Here is a 15,991-nt window from a genome sequence, read left to right as displayed (position 1 = left end):
CCCCACCCCTGAGAACCGATGGTGAGGCGAAGTACGGCGACGTCGTCGGCCGCGCTCACCTTGAGCACCTTGAGCACCTCCGTGAACTGCTCATCCGTCGTGACGACCGCGCCACCCCCGGCTTCATACCCCAACTGCAGGAAACCGCGCAGACCCGCGCGGACGTACAACTCGTTGACCTGACCCGTCTCTACGAGGGCGTCTGAGCTTCCTCCCGTAGGCCGAGGGTCAGCGTGAGGCTGCCCGGGATCGCGGCGAAGGCGTCGCGGGTGTGGACGGCCAGTTCGGCGCGGGTGGGGGCACCGGGCCGGGATATCCATGTCTCCAGGGCGCAGTGGAACGCGGCGACGAGCATGTCGAGGGCGAGCCTGGGACGCAGGTCGTGCGGGTCGGTCAGGTTGAACCTGCGGTGCAGGACCGCGAGTGCGGCGCGGCTGGTGCGGTCGCAGAAGTGCAGGCCGTGCGCGTCCATCGAGGGGGTTTTCTCCGCGAGTCGGCGACTGAGCCGAACACGGTTCTCCCAGCCCTCGGCGGTCATCCGGTCGAGGGCGGCGAGCAGGGCGTCCTGAAGCATCTCCAGGACGGGGCCGCCACCGGGTTCACGGGATTCGAGGTCGTCGAGGAAGGCGGTCCACAGGTCGTGGACGGGCGCCATCGCCACGTCTTCCTTACTGCTGAAGGTACGGAAGAAGGTGCGCTTGGAGATCTCGACCGCCGCGCAGAGCTCGTCGAGTGTCGTGCCGTCGAAACCCCGCTCGGTGAACAGTTCCAGAGCGGTGTCGATCAGCGCCTGGCGGGTGCGGAGCTTCTTGCGCTCGCGCAGCGGCAGCCGGTCGGCCGGGGTGGTCGGTGAGGGCGAGGTGGTCATCGCGGCCAGTCTAGCGAGATACGAATGCTCCTTATAGGCTTATGCCACTCAGTGGCATTATGGTGATCGTCAACGTTCTCGCGAAAGGTTCATGACCCATGCGCGCTCTGCTTGTCGACCGTTCCCTGCCCGGCGGACTGCGATCCGGCGAGGCCCCCGACCCCGCCCCCTCCCCCGGCCAGGCGCTGATCAGGGTGACGGCGACCTCCCTCAACTACGGCGAGGTCAGGTTCGGCCTGGACAACGCGCCCGAGGGCAGCGTGCCGGGCTGGGACGCGGCCGGGGTGGTGGAGCGAGCCGCCGCCGACGGCTCCGGCCCGGCCGCGGGCACCCCGGTGGTGACGCTCGCCGCCGACGGCGCGTGGGCCGAGTTGCGCGCCGTCGACACGGAGCTGATCGGCACGGTGCCGCAAGGTGCCGACCTCGGCGCGGTCGGCACCGTCCCGGTGGCGGGCGCCGGCGCACTGCGCGCCCTGCGCCGGCTTGGCCCGATCGCCGGAAAGCGGGTGCTGATCACCGGCGCCACCGGCGGGGTCGGCCGGTACGCCGTGCAGCTCGCCCGGCTCGGCGGCGCGCACGTGGTGGCGTCCACCGGTGACCCGGGAGCGCACGAGAACAGCCTGCGGGCACTGGGCGCGCACGAGGTGGTGGCCGGCCCATCCGAGGTCGACGCCCCGGTGAACGGCATCGTCGAACTGGTCGGCGGACGCCAACTCGTGGACGGCTTCGACAAGCTTGCCGAGGGCGGCACACTCGTGTCCGTCGGGCACGCGACCAGCGAGGGCGAGCACTTCCCGTTCGGGGCGCTGTTCGGCGACCAGGGCCGCCACGACCGCTCGATCGTCACCTTCTTCCTGCTCGCCTGCTCGGGCCTGGCACCGGACCTGACCTGGCTGGCCGGGCAGGTCGCGGCCGGCCGCCTGGACCCGCAGATCTCCTGGCGGGGCGGCTGGGACAAGGCCGCCGAGGCGTTCGAGGCCCTCCGCGGCCGCAGGCTGCACGGCAAGGCGGTTCTCGACATCGGCTGAGCCGGTCGCGTTTCCCTGATTCGCGGACAGCGGGCAGGGACCAGACGCTCTTTCCTTGACGATCCGGGTGTTTCCGCACACCGGGGCGTGCGGAGACACCCGGATCACGGAAAAGTCGACGGCGCCCTCCCGGCCCCGCTCCGAGATCCGCCGTCCCGTCGAACCCGCTCCCCCGCCGTACCCACCGTGGAAATGAAAACGATTCTTTACATGACCTTGAATATGACTGTATGTTGTTGCCCGATCACCCTACGCACTCAAACGAATGTAGGTGAGCAACCATGCCGGACAACGGCACCGAACATCCCCCGGACCCCCGGGTGGCGTTCGCGGACGCCACGGCGGCCAGCACGGGAGAGACGAGCGAGCGGCCGGGAGCGGCCGACCGCGTCGCGGTCGTCGCGAAGAGCGACGACCACCTTCCCCCGGTGGCCGGCGAGGCGCTTGACGACAGGCCCCTCGCCCTGCGGTTCACGGAAGCGGAGGAGTAGACATGCAGCTGCGTTTCCGTAACCGCTACGGCTCCAAGGTGTGGGTCGCGATCATGTTCTACAGCCCCGACGGCTGCCGCGACTACGGTCAGTGGGGCACCCGGGGCTGGTGGGCCATCGACCCGGGCGGCGAGGCGTTCGTCCTCAACACCAACAACCGCTACGCCGCCTACTACGCCGAGGCCGCCAACGGGGCCGTCTGGACCGGCGCCTACGGCCCGATGTACGTCTATCAGAATGCCTTCGACTCCTGCATCAACATCGGCAGCACCGCGGCCAGGCGCGTGGGCACCCGTCTGATCGACATGAACGGCTACTCCACGTACTACGTCAACCTCGTCGCCTGATCCGCCCCTCACCTGACGCCCCGACCGGCACCGACCGGCCCGGCCCCCGTGGTGAGGACCCAACTGAGCGCCTCCTGCGTGACGGACACCGATCTCCCTTCTCCGGGTCCGTCCCCTTCTACCGGGAGGCGCTCGCCCCCAGAGCGCACCTTCTCTCCTGAAAGATCACCTCACCTGCGAGTCCCGTTCCGGGCCAGCGTGACCGCTTCGGCGAAGCGGTGATATCGGGACAGCTCCTCCTCCATGGGGTCGAGCACCAGCTCACGGGCGACCCGGTCGACACTCGCCCGCAGCGCCCTCGCCGCCCTGCGGGCGCGGCGCCGGCCGCCGAGCCAGGAGGCCACCCGGGAGAGCAGCGCGATCAGCAGGCCGAGCAGGACACCCCCGATCAGCAGCGTGGTCGGCCAGGGCAGCTCTCCCGCGGTCGGCAGGTAGAGCTGCGGAAGTCGTAGGTAGTCGATGGCGACCAGGGCGAGCAGCCAGGCCCCTCCGGCGAGCACCGTCGCCAGCGCCAGCCACTGCGCCAGCCCGGCCAGCCGCCACCACAGGGGCCGCCGGGCGGCACCGAGAGAGGTGGTGGCGACCGCTCGGTCCAGGCCGTCCTCCAGCTCGTCCCCGTGTGACCTCGCCGCCTGCCGCACGGCCGCCGTCCACGGCGCGGGCAGCCCGGCCGAGGCGCTTCTCGCGGCCTCCCTGATCGCGTTGTCCATCCGGGAGCGCTGGACGACCGTCGCCACCGGGATCGAGGTCCTCCCGACGATGTCCCCCTGCTCCCCCGACCCCCCGGAGACGCGGCTGGTGGCGTCCAGGCGGAGGCGGCGGAGCGGATCGGGCCGCAGGCGGCGGATCCACCGGGTGGGCGGCCATCCCGTGGCGGCGACCGAGCGGTGCCGGTAGGACCTGGCCACGGCCTCGACGACGGCCGGCACCCCGGCGGCCTCCGACAGCGCGTCCCTCAGCGGCTTCACCAGATTGTCCATCGAGGGGTTCTCCCCCGGAGTGGTGGCGCTGGACGCCTCTCCAAGCGCGTCGGCGGCCATGCCGGTGTCGGCGGCGAGACGTGCGGCCCAGGACCGCCGGTCGGCGACCCGGGAGGCGAGCAGGGAGCGCAGCTCGGGGATGCCCGCGCCGGTGCGGGCGGAGACCCCGATCACCGGTACCCCGGCCAGCCCGTCGGTGTCGAGGAGTCGCCGGAGGTCTTTCAGGCACCGCTCGGCGGCGGCCGGGGAGAGCCGGTCGATCTGGTTGAGGACGACGACCATGACCTCCCGGTGCCGGGCCAGCGGCCTGAGGTAGCGGTCGTGGACCGCCGCGTCGGCGTACTTCTGCGGATCGAGCACCCAGACCAGCAGGTCCACCAGCTCGACGAGCCGGTCGACCTCCAGCCGGTGCGAAGGCTCGATCGAGTCGTGGTCGGGCAGGTCGAGCAGGATCAGTCCCGCGGCCTCCCCGCCCATCCCGGACGGCTGACCGACGGGCACGGGAGCATCGGGGACGGGGCCGGCGGAACGGATCTCGCGACCACCCTCGGAAACGCCGGAGCCGGGAACGTCGAGAAGCTCGTGCTTCCCAGAGTCGAACTCCTCCCGGGCGACGTCAGCGGAGCGGATCTCGCGATCCCTCTCGGGGGTGACACCGGCCGGGCCTGAGGTGTCGAGAAGCTCGTGGCGGCGGGGGACACTCAGCCAGTCGAGCAGCGGTCCCGCCCCGCCGCCCTCCCAGAGGGCGGCCTGGGCGGTCGAGGTGGTCGGCCGGGTGACCCCGACCGTGGCGAGCGAGGTACCGGACAGCAGGTTGAACAGCGAGGACTTACCACTGCCGGTGGCTCCGGCCAGCGCGACCGCGGTGTGGTCGACCGACAGGCTTGCCCGTACTCCGGCGCGGGAGACCACCGAACGCGCCGCGGCGACCGCCTCGGCGTCCAGCCGCCCGTCGGCCAGGTCGGCGGCCCGCGCCAGCGCCGCCAGCCGGTCGTCCAGCGAGACCGCCTTCTCCCGTCGCAGCAGCTTCACTCCTCGCCCGCCTCTCCCGCGCCGGGAGCCCGCCGGCCCCCGTCATCAGGTCCGTTCACGCGCGGAACACCATCAGGTCCGCCCGGCGGACGCGGAGAGCCGGGCCCGCCTGTCGCGCGCGGAGAATCAGGTTCACCGTCCGCCCGTGGAGCACCGCCGGATCCGCCCGGCGAGCGCGAATGACCGGGTCCACCGGTCGCGTGCGGGAGATCCGGCCTTTCTGCCGGATGCTGGACGCCGTCGGACCGTCGCCGGGAATCGCGTACGGTCTCCGAGCCTTCTTCAGGCGCCGTCGTGGCGGAAGCGGCGGAACCCGCGCCTTCTGGGGCTGTGCCCGGCGAAAGGGCGGCCCGGCGGTTCGCGACGGGCAGTTCGCGCAGGTGCTCGCGTACCGCGTCCGCGGTGGCGCGGAGGGCGGGGGCGGTGCTCTCGGGGGGCTGGACTGCGTCCAGGAGGGTGATGAAGCGGTCGGCGTCCTCACCGAGCAGGATCGCCACCCGGGCGCGCAGGTCGGAGCGGGCCTTGACGGTGAGGGTGCGGACGGCCTGGTCGCCGAAGACGGCCTCCAGGACCTTCTGGCTGAGCACGCTGGTGCCTCCGGCGATGCCGACCTCGATGCCGGTCAGGCCACCGGTCGAGGCGAACACCGCGAGCATCAGCAGCAGCCCGGCGCCGTTGAGTCCGAACGAGGTGATGCGGGCGGTGGTCCGCTTGTCCGCCCCCTCCTTTCTGACCAGGTCGAGCACGTACGACTGCCAGCCCCTGACCGCCTCCTGCGCCCTGGCGGGCAGGTCGGCGGAGGCCCGGCCGAGACGCCCCGCGGTGGCGACCCCTTCGCGCTCCAGCAGGGCGCGCCCCGCCGGGTGCGACGACCACGACTCCATCAGGCGCTCGGCGGCACCGTCGGCCGAGGCCCTGATCAGTGCCTCCACCCCGCTCTCCAGCGCGACCCGCAGCTCGCTCTCCGGCGCGGGCCGCCCGGTGACGAACGCCACGACCCGGTCCCTGAGCCGGCCGACCCGGTTCTCCAGGGAGCGCATCAGGTCACCGGTCCCGATGAAGTCCTGCCAGCGGGCCAGGACCTCCCCCCTCAGCAGCGACCCGTCTCGCATGCCCTCGTCGAAGGAGGCGAGGCCCACGGCGTAGGCGGCGTCCGCCATCGAGCGCAGTTCGGCGGCCCCGGCGTGCTGGCGCTCGACCGCTCCGGCGAGCGCGGGAACGCGGGTGGAGAGGCTCTCCAGCGCACCGGACAGGGTGTGGCGCACCACGTCGGCGCGGGAACGGGAGTCGGCGGCGATGACGGTGAGCCAGTCGGCGATCGGCTGGACCGCCTGGCGCGGCAGCCGGGCGTTCTCCTCGGGCAACACCAGCTCGGGCACCTCGAAAAGCCGAGTTCCGCCCAGACCGTTGGCCTCCAGCAGCCGGGCCAGGTCCTTGCGCACCACGCCCAGTGCCTCCGGCGGCACCCGGGAGAGGATGACGGCCAAGGCCGTGCTCCGCTCACTGGCCGAGCGCAGGAAACTCCAGGGGACCTCGTCGGCGTACCGGGCCGCGGTGGTGGTGAACAGCCACAGGTCGGCGGCGGCGAGCAGCTGGGCGGCCAGCTCGCGGTTGGCGGTGACGACCGAGTCGATGTCGGGGGCGTCCAGCAGGGCCAGTCCCGGCGGGAGTGCCTCGGTGGTGACGACCCTGAGCGTGCCGGGCTCGCCCCTGCCGTTCCCGGTGACGCGGGGCAGGCCGGGCAGGATGTTCTGGGCGGTGAACCAGTCGCGGTCGGCGGGACTGGTGACCAGGGTGGGGGCCATCGTCGTGGGCCGCAGCACCCCGGGCTCGGAGACGTCCGCATCGACCAGGGAGTTCACCAGCGTGGACTTGCCGGCCCCGGTGGAGCCGCCGACGACGGCGAGCAGCGGGGCGTCGATGGCGTTCAGCCTGGGGATGAGGTAGTCGTCGAGCTGGCCGGTCAGCTCGCGCAGTGCCCGGCGGTCAGCCGTCACGTCGCCGATCGCGAGGGGGAACAGGTCACGGTCGAGATGTCGCCGCAACTCTCGCAACGTCTCCAGTAGACCGTCGTTGTCGCCCATACGGTCGATCCTGCCCGACAGGATGCCCCTCTAGACGCGATCGGCGCCACCGCTCGCCCGGGTCACGGCGGCGAACCCTGCCGACGGGACCCTCTCCAACGAAATTGGCCCCACCGCCTGACCGGGTTACGGGGGCGAACTCGGTAAAGCGGTGGGGCCCAGCCCTCGGATCCCAGCCGCGGACCGTGCCGGACTCGTCTCCCCCGCAGCTGGAGGCGAGCCCGAGTCCATCGGATGGCTCCGAGGCGATCGGGGGTCGTGCAGTGTCTATTTGAACACACAAAACTCAGAATCAGGTCAGGTAGCGCTGAATATCGGCTGAAAATTCAATCACTGTGCGGGGGGCGCAGCACGTACCCCACCCCGCGGAGGGTGTGGATGAGCCTCGGCTCGGCCGTGTCGACCTTCCGGCGCAGGTAGGAGACGTAGGACTCGACCACCCCGGCGTCGCCGCCGAAGTCGTAGTTCCAGACGTGGTCGAGGATCTGTGCCTTGGACAGCACCCTGCCGCTGTTGACCATGAAGTAGTGCAGGAGCTTGAACTCGGTGGGCGACAGCCGCACCGGAACGCCGGAACGCCAGACCTGGTGCGCCTCCTCGTCCAGCTCCAGGTCACCGACCTGCAGGCGGGCCGGCAGGTCGAGGTCTCCCCTGGTACGCCGGAGCACGGCCCGGATGCGGGCGAGCACCTCCTCCAGGCTGAACGGCTTGGTCACGTAGTCGTCGGCCAAGCGCAGCCCGGCGACCTTGTCGTCGGTACCGTCCCGCGCGGTGAGGAAGAGCACCGGCATCTGCCCGCTCATCTCCCGCAGCCGCCCGGCCACGGCGAAGCCATCCATGTCGGGCAGCATCACGTCCAGCACGACGAGGTCGGGGCGGATGCGCTCGGCGAACTGCACGGCCTCCCGACCGTCCACCGCGGTCACCACCTCGAACCCGGACAGTCGCAGGCTGGCCGAGAGCAGCTCCCTGATATTCGGTTCGTCGTCCACGACCAGCAATCGGGCTTCCACTCTGTCCAGCACCCCCTGAGGCTCGCTCACCTCTCTGGAACGAAGCTCAGCCGAAGCTGAACGTTTCCTGGGAACCGGCTCACCGTCGGCCGCCCCCCTCGTTGATCGCGGTCGCGCTGACCGAGCCGTCCTCGGCCCTGGCTCCCTGTACGACCACCGTGCCACCGGGCTTGAGATCCGCGACCTTGCCCTCCTTGGTGAGGCGCACCGACGTCTCGTCCGTGGTGTTCACCGTCACGACGGATCCGTCGGTCGTCTGGAGGTAGACCTTCTCGCCCTCCACCCGCTGCACGGTGCCGACGGTCATGCCGCCCCGGCCGCCACCGCCCTGCCCCGGCCCCTGCCCCGCGCCCTGACCACCCTGCTGCCCGTTTCCAAAACCGCCGTATCCACTGAAACCGCCGGGACCCGCGCCCTGGCGCATCGCGGCTCCCGGGGCACCGGTGGGACCGGACGTGACACCCGTCGCCTTCTGCACCTGGATACCCACGATCACCCCTGCCACGAGCATCACCCCGGCGCCCAGCACGAGGGTGAGCGTGGACAGCCGGCGCGGCGGCCGGGCCGCCAGCTCGCTGTCCAGGTCCCCCCGGAACGGGGAGCCCTCCAGGGATCTCCCCGCCGGGACCGTCTCGTCGGCGTTGCCGCCCATGTCTCTCTCCTTGCCTAAGCCGTACGGGTCACTCGTGGCGCAGGGCCTCGATGGGCCGGAGCTTGGCCGCCCGGTTGGCCGGGTAGCCGCCGAAGAACAGCCCGATGCCCACCGAGACGCCGAGGGCCAGTGCGATCGAGGACGGTACGAGCACCGGTGAGATCCCGGCGATCGTGAAGCGGGTGCCGGCGAACGCGATCGCGACGCCCAGCAGGCCGCCCACCAGGCTCAGCACCGTCGCCTCCAGCAGGAACTGGCCGAGAATGGCGCTCCTGGGCGCGCCGATGGCCTTTCTGATGCCGATCTCCCTGGTCCGCTCGGTGACGGTGACCAGCATGATGTTGGTGATGCCGATGCCGCCGACCAGCAGGGAGATGGCGGCGACCGCACCGAGCAGGGCGGTGAAGATCCCGATGGTCGAGCTGACCGTCTCCTGCAGGGTGGCCTGGTTCAGGATCCGGTAGTCCGCGGTGCCCGTCGGGGTGATGCCGTGCCGCTGGTTGAGTATGGCGGTGACCTCGGCCTGCGCCGAGTCGGTGGCGTCCGCGCCGGTCGCCTGCACGATGATGGAACCGAGCGCGCCGAACCCGGTCAGGCTCTGCTGCACGGCGGGCAACGGCACGATGGCCACGTCATCGGCGTCCTGCATGCCCGTGGAGCCCGACTCCTTGAGCACCCCGATCACGGTGAACGGCACGCCTGAGACGCTGACCGGCCTGCCGACCGGATCGGCGGTGCCGAACAGCCCCTCGGCCACGGTCCGCCCGATCACCATGACCTTCCTGGCGGCGATCACGTCGTCGTTGACGAAGTAGGTACCGCTCTCCACGGGCTTGTTCGTCGCCTCGAAGTAGCTGGGGTAGGTGCCCACGAGCTGCGCGATCGTATGGCTGGCGCCCTCGTGGACCGCGGCGGCCGAGTTCGCGGTCGCCACGGGCGACACGCTCCGTACCGAGGGCACCTGCTCGCGGTCGGTCAGCGCTCTGGCGTCCTCCAGGGTGAGCGGCCTGGCCTGGGTACGCGGGCCGGCGTTCTGTCCCGCGCTCACCCGGCCTCCCCCGGCGCCGCCGAAACCGCCACCGCCTCCACCGCCCCCGGCGAAGGACGCCGAGATGGTGAGGGTGTTGGCGCCGAGCCGCTGGATGGACTGCTGGATGCTCTGTGAGGCTCCCTCGCCGAAGGCGACCAGCAGGATCACGGCCGCCACCCCGATCAGGATGCCGAGCGTGGTCAGGAAGCTGCGCAGCTTGTTCGCGGCCAGCCCGCGAAGTGCGAACCGCAGGATCTCCAGTTGGCTCACGCGATGACCTCCGGCATGCGGGGCGGGAGCCCGTCGACGGAGGCCTGGCGGCGGTCCTCGATGATCCGGCCGTCCACCAGACGGATGACCCGCTTGGCGTGAGCGGCCACGTCATCCTCATGGGTGATGATCACGATCGTCCTGCCTGAGACGCTGAGCCCGTCGAGGATACCCAGCACGTCCTCGGTGGAGGCGGTGTCGAGGTTGCCGGTCGGCTCGTCGGCGAGGAGGAGGGCGGGCGCGGTGACCAGCGCCCTGGCCACGGCCACCCGCTGCTGCTGGCCGCCGGAGAGCTCGTTCGGCTCGTGGCGGACCCGGTCGGAGAGACCGACCTGCTCCAGGGCCGCCAGGGCGCGGGCCCGCCGGTCCGCGGCGCCGACCCCGCCGTACGCCATGGGCAGCTCGACGTTGGCGAGCGCGCTCATCCGGGGGATGAGGTTGAACGACTGGAAGACGAAGCCGATCTTCCGGTTGCGGAGCACGGCGAGCCGGCGCTCGTCCAGCGAGCCGACATCGGTGCCATCGATGTGGTAATCGCCCGAAGTGGGCACGTCCAGGCAACCCAGGATGTTCATGAGCGTGGACTTGCCGGACCCGGAGGCGCCCATGATGGCGACGTAGTCGCCCCGTTCGACGCTGAGCGAGACACCGCGCAACGCCCGGACCTCGGCGTCTCCTCGGCCGTACACCTTGGTGATGTCCTTCAGGGAGAGGACGGGGACGGTCATCTGCCGGCCCCTCCCCCGCCGCCGAAGCCGCCACCGCCACCGATACCGCGACCGCCGCCCCCGCCCCCGAGGCCGGGGAAGCCGCCGCCCTGCTGGGTGGTCCCGGTGGCCGCCGGGCGGACCACCTGGTCGCCCTCGTTCAGCCCGGATTTGATCTCGGTGAGCGTGTCGCCCTTGACCCCGACCTCCACCTGGGCGGGCACCTGCTGCCCGTCGCGCAGAACCGTCACCGTGCTGCGGGAGCCCGTGGTGGAGATCACCGTGGAGGAGAGCGCGAGCACGTTCTGCACGCTCTCGACGACGACCCCGACCGTGGCGGTCTGGCCCAGCCTGACCTCGTCCGGCACCTCGGTGAAGGAGATCGTCACCGGGTACTGGACCACGTTGTTGCTGGTGGTGGCGGTCGGCTGGATCTGGGTGACCTTCCCGGCCGCGGTGACGCCGTTGAGCGCGTCGAACCCGATGGAGGCCGCCTGGCCGACCTTGAGCCGGGTGACGTCGGACTCCGTGAAGGTGCCAACGAGTTGGAGCCTGCCGGTGTCCGCGATGTCGATGAAACCGCCCGAGCCGCTCGCCGCACCGCCGGAGGAACCCGCACCGGCCGCGTTGCCCGAGTTGCCCGCGCCGCCGGTGTTTCCGGTGTTTCCGGTGGCCTTGGCGGAGGCGCCCGAGGAGCCCCCGACCGTGCCGTTGACCGCGGTGACCGTACCGGAGAACGGCGCCTTGATGACCGTGCCGTCCACAGCGCGCTTCGCGGCCCGGTAGGTGTTCCTGGCCGTGATGTACTGGGCGTAGGCCGCGGCGGTCGAGGTGTCGTCGTCCGCGGTGTCGAGGGCGGCGGCGGCCGCGTCCAGGCTCTCCTGCGCCGAGTCGTCGTCCAGCCTGGCGAGGATCTGGCCCTTGGTGACCTTGTCCCCCACCTTGACGTAGATCTTCTCGACGGTGCCGCTCGATGCGAAATCCAGCGCTCGCGCGCGGGCGCTGGCCACGGTCCCCGAGGCGGAGACGGAGGCGGTGACGGAGGCCCGGGTCACCTGCACGGTCCGCACCGCGGCGTCGGCGGATGAGGCCTCGCCGCCGAGGGAGGAGTAGGCGATCACCGCTCCGCCCAGCAACAGGACCCCGAGGGTCCCGTTCACGATCAGCGCTCCGCGCTTGGTCGACAGCTTCACAGCGCTCGACCCTGGCGTACCAGGCTTGGGCCTACCCCGACAAAGGCTGAAGATTTCCTGTAGACCGTGTCGTACCGCTCAGGATGCACAGCAAACCTTCAGGCACCTGTGAGCATGCTGTGAATCAGACGGTCCAGGATTGTCCGCCATGAGACCGACCCATCTGTCGAAGAACCTGCGCGTGGGAGGGCTTGCCCTCGCCGCCCTCGTCCTGGTGGGCGCGGGCGCGATCGTCGTGCTCGACGGCGGCTCCGACCAGGCTCCCCGGGTGGAGTTGGCCTCCGCCAGGCGCGGGACGGTGACCGCCGCGGTGTCGGCCGCGGGCAACACCGTGGACGACGGCACCCGGAACCTGGCCTTCGGCGGATCGGGAACGGTCACGAAGGTCTATGTCAAGGCCGGGGAAAAGGTCAGCAAGGGGGATGTGCTCGCCAGGATCGGCTCCGCACCCGCACGCGAGCGTTACACCGCCGCGAAGGCGCAGCTCGCGGCGGCCGAGGAGGCGCTGGAGGAGGCGGGAAGCACGACCGGAAGCACAGCGGGGGACGCGGCAGGCGGAGCCCCCCAGCAGCAGCAGTCGACACCGGGCCAGACCGGGACCGGCCGGTCCGATCCCGCCGGGCAGACCGGATGCGAGCCCACCGCGACGCGGCCTCCGGGGGCGGGCGCCACCCCCGCACCGACCGGGACGGGCGCCCCGGCCCCGGCGCCCGAGCCGACCGGAGCGGAGCGGGAGGTACGGGTCGTCCCGGCCGCTGGTATCGCACCCGTCGGATACCGCCTCATGACGGCACCGGTCACCCTGACGCCCGTACCCGACCCGGCGCGCTCCTCCACTACGGCCGCCGCGCTCACGCGGACCTCACCCGCGACGCCCACGGCCACCCCCACCCCCACCCCGTCAGCGGCGGGACGGCCGGGGGGCGACTCTCCCCAGCCCGCCCCGACGGTCACCGTCACCGTGACGGCCGCTCCGACGGTGACGGTGACGGCCACCGCGACGGTCACCGTGACCGCGAGGCCGGACGGTGGCGGGCCGCCCGCGACCTCGGAGCCGGTGCCCACGGCCCAGCCCTCCGGTCCGACGGCCGGCCCGGGTGGGCCCGCAGGACCGACGGCCCACCCCGGCCCGACAGCCGCCCCCACCGGCGCGGCCAAGCCGACGGCGACCGCCGGGCCCACCACCGTCAGGACGCCGACCCCCGGGCCCACCGGATGCTCCACCCCGAAGCCGGGCGCGAACACCGGCGCGGGTGCCGGTGCCGGTGCCGGTGCGAACGCAGGCGCGGGTGCGGGCGCGGGCCGGAACTCCGGGCAGGCCGCCAAGCAGGGCACCGCCCCGAACACCGGGCAGAGCGGAGGCGCCGGCGCCTCCGCCGGCGGGGCCGGGCGGGGGACGCTCAGCGTGGAGCAGGCCGAGGCCCGCGTGAAGCAGGCCCAGGCGGAGCTGACCGACGCCAAGGAGGAACTGGCGGGCGTGCGGATCGTCGCTCCCACCGACGGCACCGTCATGTCCGTGGCCGGCGCGGTCGGCGACAGCGCGGACACCGGGACGTTCCTCACCCTGGGAGACCTGGACGAGCTTCAGGTGGAGGCGCTGTTCACCGAGTCGGACATCGGCAGCCTGGAGCTGGGCCAGCAGGCGGCGATCACCCTGGCCACCCGGCAGGGGAAGCGGTACACGGGCACCGTGACCGGCATCGCCCCCACCGCGACCACCACGGACCGCCTGGTGAGGTACGGCGTCACGATCGCGTTCGACGAGCCCCCGGCGGACCTCATGGTGGGCCAGACCGCCTCGGTCACCGTGACCGTCGCCAAGTCGGCGGAGGCTCTCTACGTCCCGGCCCAGGCGGTGAGGACCAGTGCGGGGGTCTCCCGGGTCACCGTGCAGGGCGGCGTCGAGCGGGTCGTGGAGACGGGCGTCCGGGGCGACCAGTACGTCGAGATCACCTCAGGGCTGGCCGAGAACGACCGGGTGGTACTGCCCGGCGGCGCGGCCGGCGGGGAGTTCCCCGACAGCAGCTGGCCGGAGGCCGGCACCGGCGCCCGCTGAGCCCGGACGACCACCGCCGGCACGAGAGCCGGGGTGGGGCCGCCACACCCCGGCCCCACCCCGAACGGACAGGCGACACCAGGCAGGACACCCTCGAACAGACGGCGTCGTACCGGACGGGAGGTCAGTCGGACTCGGGGGCGAGGGGAAGAAGCACCCGGAACGTCGCGCCCTTGCCGAATTCCGAGTCCACGGCGACGCTGCCGCCGTGGGCCTCGACCATCGCGGCCACGATGGCCAGGCCGAGCCCGCTCCCGCCGTCCTCGGGGGCGCGGCGGCCCCGGGCGGAGTCGACCCGGTAGAACCGCTCGAAGACGCGTTCGCACTGCTCGGAGGTGAGGCCGGGTCCCTCGTCCGCGACCTCGATGACGGCCATCCCGTCATCGGCGGAGAGCGCCACCCGCACGGGGGTCCGCTCGGGAGTGTGGGTGAGCGCGTTGGTCATGAGGTTGCCCACGACCTGGCGGAGCCGTACCTCGTCGCCGGAGACGATGAGCGCGGAACCGTCCACCGAGAGCGTGACCTCGCGCTCAGGGGCGAGGATGCGGGCGTCGTGGACGGCGTCGGCGGCGATGGCGAGCAGGTCGACCGGGCGCATGACCAGCGGCCGTTGCTGGTCCATCCGGGCGAGCATCAGCAGGTCGTCGACGAGCAGGCCCATCCTGACCGCCTCGGACTCGACCCGGCGCATCAGCGGCGCGGCGTCGATTCCCGGCCCCTGCCGGTAGAACTCGGCGAACCCCCGGATCGAGGTCAGCGGCGTGCGGAGCTCGTGCGAGGCGTCCGCCACGAACCTTCGCATGCGCTCCTCCGACCTGCGAGCCGAGGACTCCGACTCCGAACGGGCCCGAAAGGCGGTCTCGATCTGGGCGAGCATGCCGTTGAGCGACCGGCCGAGGCGGCCCACCTCGGTGCGCGGGTCGGCATCGGGGACCCGGCGGCTCAGGTCTCCGGCGGCGATGGCCTCGGCGGTGCGCTCGATCTCCTCCAGTGGGCGCAGGCTCCTGCGGATGATCAAAATCCCGGCCCCGGCGAGCATCAGCATCAGACCGCCACCGCCGAGGAGTTCCACCAGCGCCAGCTGGCCGACGATCTGCCGGACCTCGGCCATGTCAACGGCGACGACGAGATTTCCGCCGCCGTTCAACGGGACCGCGCGAGCTCGCCAGTCGCCGCTGTCGAACGGCCGGTTGTCCTGCCCCTGAGGCACCGACGGCCCCGGCTTGCCCTCCACGTCGGCGCCGCTGTAGGCGTCGAAGGTCCTGCCGCTGGAGCCGCGGAGCTCCAACCTCGCGTCGGGCGACAGCGGCTTGCCGATCGGTATGACTCCCCGGTTCATCCGGCGCAGCGCGGTGTCGACCATCATGTCGATCTGGGTGTCGACGCGGTCGATCAGGTAACCACGCATGATCGAGACACTGCCGATCCCGATGAGGGTGAGCGCGATCGTCAGCAGGGCCAGGATGACGGCGATCAGCTTCACCCGCAGCGGGGTCGCGTTGAGCATCACGGCGTCGGCGGCAGGCGCAACACGTATCCGACGCCGCGCAGCGTGTGGATCAGCCGCGGGTCCGTGTTGTCGATCTTGCGACGGAGCACGGAGACGTAGGACTCCACGATGCCGACATCGCCCCGGAAGTCGTAGTCCCACACGTGGTCGAGAATCTGAGCCTTGGACAGCACCCGCCCCGCGTTCGCCATGAAGTAGCGGAGCAGTTTGAACTCCGTGGGTGACAGTGCCACCGCCTTGCCCTTGCGCCACACCTCGTGGCTCTCCTCGTCGAGCTCGATGTCCGCGAAGTTGAGCCGGGGCTGGCGGGGGGCGAGGTCGCCGGAGCCGGTACGGCGTAGCACCGCCCTGATCCGGGCCACGACCTCCTCCAGGCTGAACGGCTTGGTCACGTAGTCGTCCCCGCCCAGGGTCAGCCCCCGGATCTTGTCCTCGGTGGCGTCGCGCGCGGTGAGGAAGACCACGGGGGTGTCGCTGCCACCACCGCGCAGACGCCGTACGACGTCGAAGCCGTCCATGTCCGGGAGCATCACGTCAAGCACGATGAGATCGGGCCGGTGCCGCTGGACGGCGGCGACGGCGTCCGTGCCGTTGCCCGCCGTGTTGACGCCGAACCCGGCGAACCTCAGGCTCGCGGCCAGAAGCTCAAGGATGTTCGGCTCGTCCTCGACGATCAGCAGACGTGCCTCGGGTGAGTCGGTCACTGGTCTATTTTCACCGGCCCACATGA

Annotated in this window: 14 protein-coding genes; 4 read left to right on the top strand and 10 right to left on the bottom strand. The window is 71.7% G+C overall.

Translation table 11 applies throughout. The features are described 5' to 3' along the window. Positions 1-190 precede the first annotated feature (190 nt). Entirely contained in the window at positions 191-868 is a 678-nt protein-coding gene (locus tag ACWD3H_RS28320) for a TetR family transcriptional regulator (protein ID WP_451957124.1), read from the bottom strand. A 98-nt stretch (positions 869-966) separates the two neighbouring features. On the opposite strand from ACWD3H_RS28320, the gene ACWD3H_RS28315 reads away from it, so the two are divergent. From ACWD3H_RS28315 to ACWD3H_RS28305, 3 genes are all read left to right on the top strand, one after another. Continuing rightward, complete coding sequence (locus ACWD3H_RS28315) at positions 967-1,896, top strand: zinc-binding dehydrogenase (protein ID WP_451957123.1); 930 nt, start codon at positions 967-969, stop codon at positions 1,894-1,896. Positions 1,897-2,177: 281 nt separating this feature from the next. Next, positions 2,178-2,387 carry a hypothetical protein gene (locus tag ACWD3H_RS28310; protein ID WP_343974976.1) on the top strand — a complete coding sequence of 70 codons (210 nt, stop codon included), beginning with the start codon at positions 2,178-2,180 and terminating at the stop codon, positions 2,385-2,387. 2 nt (positions 2,388-2,389) lie between these two features. After that, on the top strand, positions 2,390-2,734 hold the full coding sequence (locus tag ACWD3H_RS28305; protein ID WP_343974979.1) for a DUF1036 domain-containing protein: 345 nt from the start codon (positions 2,390-2,392) through the stop codon (positions 2,732-2,734). 170 nt (positions 2,735-2,904) lie between these two features. On the opposite strand, the gene ACWD3H_RS28300 is transcribed toward ACWD3H_RS28305, so the two are convergent. The 7 genes from ACWD3H_RS28300 to ACWD3H_RS28270 all read right to left on the bottom strand — a co-directional run bounded on the left by ACWD3H_RS28300 (position 2,905) and on the right by ACWD3H_RS28270 (position 11,695). Then, positions 2,905-4,746 (bottom strand): GTPase, encoded by a 1,842-nt coding sequence (locus ACWD3H_RS28300; RefSeq protein ID WP_451957122.1) that lies wholly within the window; start codon positions 4,744-4,746, stop codon positions 2,905-2,907. Continuing rightward, entirely contained in the window at positions 4,743-6,830 is a 2,088-nt protein-coding gene (locus tag ACWD3H_RS28295) for an ABC transporter (RefSeq protein ID WP_451957121.1), read from the bottom strand. The genes ACWD3H_RS28300 and ACWD3H_RS28295 overlap by 4 nt, the downstream gene beginning before the upstream one ends. A gap of 326 nt (positions 6,831-7,156) precedes the next feature. Next, complete coding sequence (locus ACWD3H_RS28290) at positions 7,157-7,873, bottom strand: response regulator transcription factor (RefSeq protein ID WP_355557732.1); 717 nt, start codon at positions 7,871-7,873, stop codon at positions 7,157-7,159. Positions 7,874-7,922: 49 nt separating this feature from the next. Next, on the bottom strand, positions 7,923-8,495 hold the full coding sequence (locus ACWD3H_RS28285) for a hypothetical protein (protein ID WP_355557729.1): 573 nt from the start codon (positions 8,493-8,495) through the stop codon (positions 7,923-7,925). 28 nt (positions 8,496-8,523) lie between these two features. Next, a complete protein-coding gene (locus ACWD3H_RS28280) occupies positions 8,524-9,795 on the bottom strand; it encodes an ABC transporter permease (protein ID WP_451957120.1) in 1,272 nt (423 codons plus the stop codon). Then, positions 9,792-10,523, bottom strand: a complete 732-nt coding sequence (locus ACWD3H_RS28275; RefSeq protein ID WP_451957119.1) for an ABC transporter ATP-binding protein — start codon at positions 10,521-10,523, stop codon at positions 9,792-9,794. The genes ACWD3H_RS28280 and ACWD3H_RS28275 overlap by 4 nt, the downstream gene beginning before the upstream one ends. Next, the gene (locus tag ACWD3H_RS28270; RefSeq protein ID WP_451957118.1) at positions 10,520-11,695 is read right to left on the bottom strand and encodes an efflux RND transporter periplasmic adaptor subunit; all 1,176 of its coding nucleotides are present in this window, start codon (positions 11,693-11,695) and stop codon (positions 10,520-10,522) included. Before ACWD3H_RS28270 ends, ACWD3H_RS28275 begins: the two co-directional genes overlap by 4 nt. 148 nt (positions 11,696-11,843) lie before the next feature. Between ACWD3H_RS28270 and ACWD3H_RS28265 the strand changes: the two genes are divergently transcribed. Beyond that, entirely contained in the window at positions 11,844-13,751 is a 1,908-nt protein-coding gene (locus ACWD3H_RS28265) for an efflux RND transporter periplasmic adaptor subunit (RefSeq protein WP_451957117.1), read from the top strand. Between the two features lie 124 nt (positions 13,752-13,875). Here ACWD3H_RS28265 and ACWD3H_RS28260 read toward each other — a convergent pair whose 3' ends face one another. Together ACWD3H_RS28260 and ACWD3H_RS28255 are read right to left on the bottom strand one after the other, a co-directional pair. After that, positions 13,876-15,258, bottom strand: a complete 1,383-nt coding sequence (locus tag ACWD3H_RS28260; protein ID WP_451957181.1) for a HAMP domain-containing sensor histidine kinase — start codon at positions 15,256-15,258, stop codon at positions 13,876-13,878. Next, positions 15,258-15,989 carry a response regulator transcription factor gene (locus tag ACWD3H_RS28255; RefSeq protein ID WP_355557715.1) on the bottom strand — a complete coding sequence of 244 codons (732 nt, stop codon included), beginning with the start codon at positions 15,987-15,989 and terminating at the stop codon, positions 15,258-15,260. Before ACWD3H_RS28255 ends, ACWD3H_RS28260 begins: the two co-directional genes overlap by 1 nt. Positions 15,990-15,991 lie beyond the last annotated feature (2 nt).

This window comes from Streptosporangium sp. NPDC002607, assembly GCF_053592655.1.
This window is presented reverse-complemented; position numbering and strand designations above follow the sequence as displayed.

What these genes read in the sequence shown, in the direction of transcription:
- ACWD3H_RS28255 (WP_355557715.1), bottom strand. Translation starts at nt 15,989, where the DNA reads ATGTGGGCCGGTGAAAATAGACCAGTGACCGACTCACCCGAGGCACGT.
- ACWD3H_RS28320 (WP_451957124.1), bottom strand. Translation starts at nt 868, where the DNA reads ATGACCACCTCGCCCTCACCGACCACCCCGGCCGACCGGCTGCCGCTG.
- ACWD3H_RS28285 (WP_355557729.1), bottom strand. Translation starts at nt 8,495, where the DNA reads ATGGGCGGCAACGCCGACGAGACGGTCCCGGCGGGGAGATCCCTGGAG.
- ACWD3H_RS28305 (WP_343974979.1), top strand. Translation starts at nt 2,390, where the DNA reads ATGCAGCTGCGTTTCCGTAACCGCTACGGCTCCAAGGTGTGGGTCGCG.
- ACWD3H_RS28310 (WP_343974976.1), top strand. Translation starts at nt 2,178, where the DNA reads ATGCCGGACAACGGCACCGAACATCCCCCGGACCCCCGGGTGGCGTTC.
- ACWD3H_RS28265 (WP_451957117.1), top strand. Translation starts at nt 11,844, where the DNA reads ATGAGACCGACCCATCTGTCGAAGAACCTGCGCGTGGGAGGGCTTGCC.
- ACWD3H_RS28315 (WP_451957123.1), top strand. Translation starts at nt 967, where the DNA reads ATGCGCGCTCTGCTTGTCGACCGTTCCCTGCCCGGCGGACTGCGATCC.
- ACWD3H_RS28295 (WP_451957121.1), bottom strand. Translation starts at nt 6,830, where the DNA reads ATGGGCGACAACGACGGTCTACTGGAGACGTTGCGAGAGTTGCGGCGA.
- ACWD3H_RS28260 (WP_451957181.1), bottom strand. Translation starts at nt 15,258, where the DNA reads ATGCTCAACGCGACCCCGCTGCGGGTGAAGCTGATCGCCGTCATCCTG.
- ACWD3H_RS28275 (WP_451957119.1), bottom strand. Translation starts at nt 10,523, where the DNA reads ATGACCGTCCCCGTCCTCTCCCTGAAGGACATCACCAAGGTGTACGGC.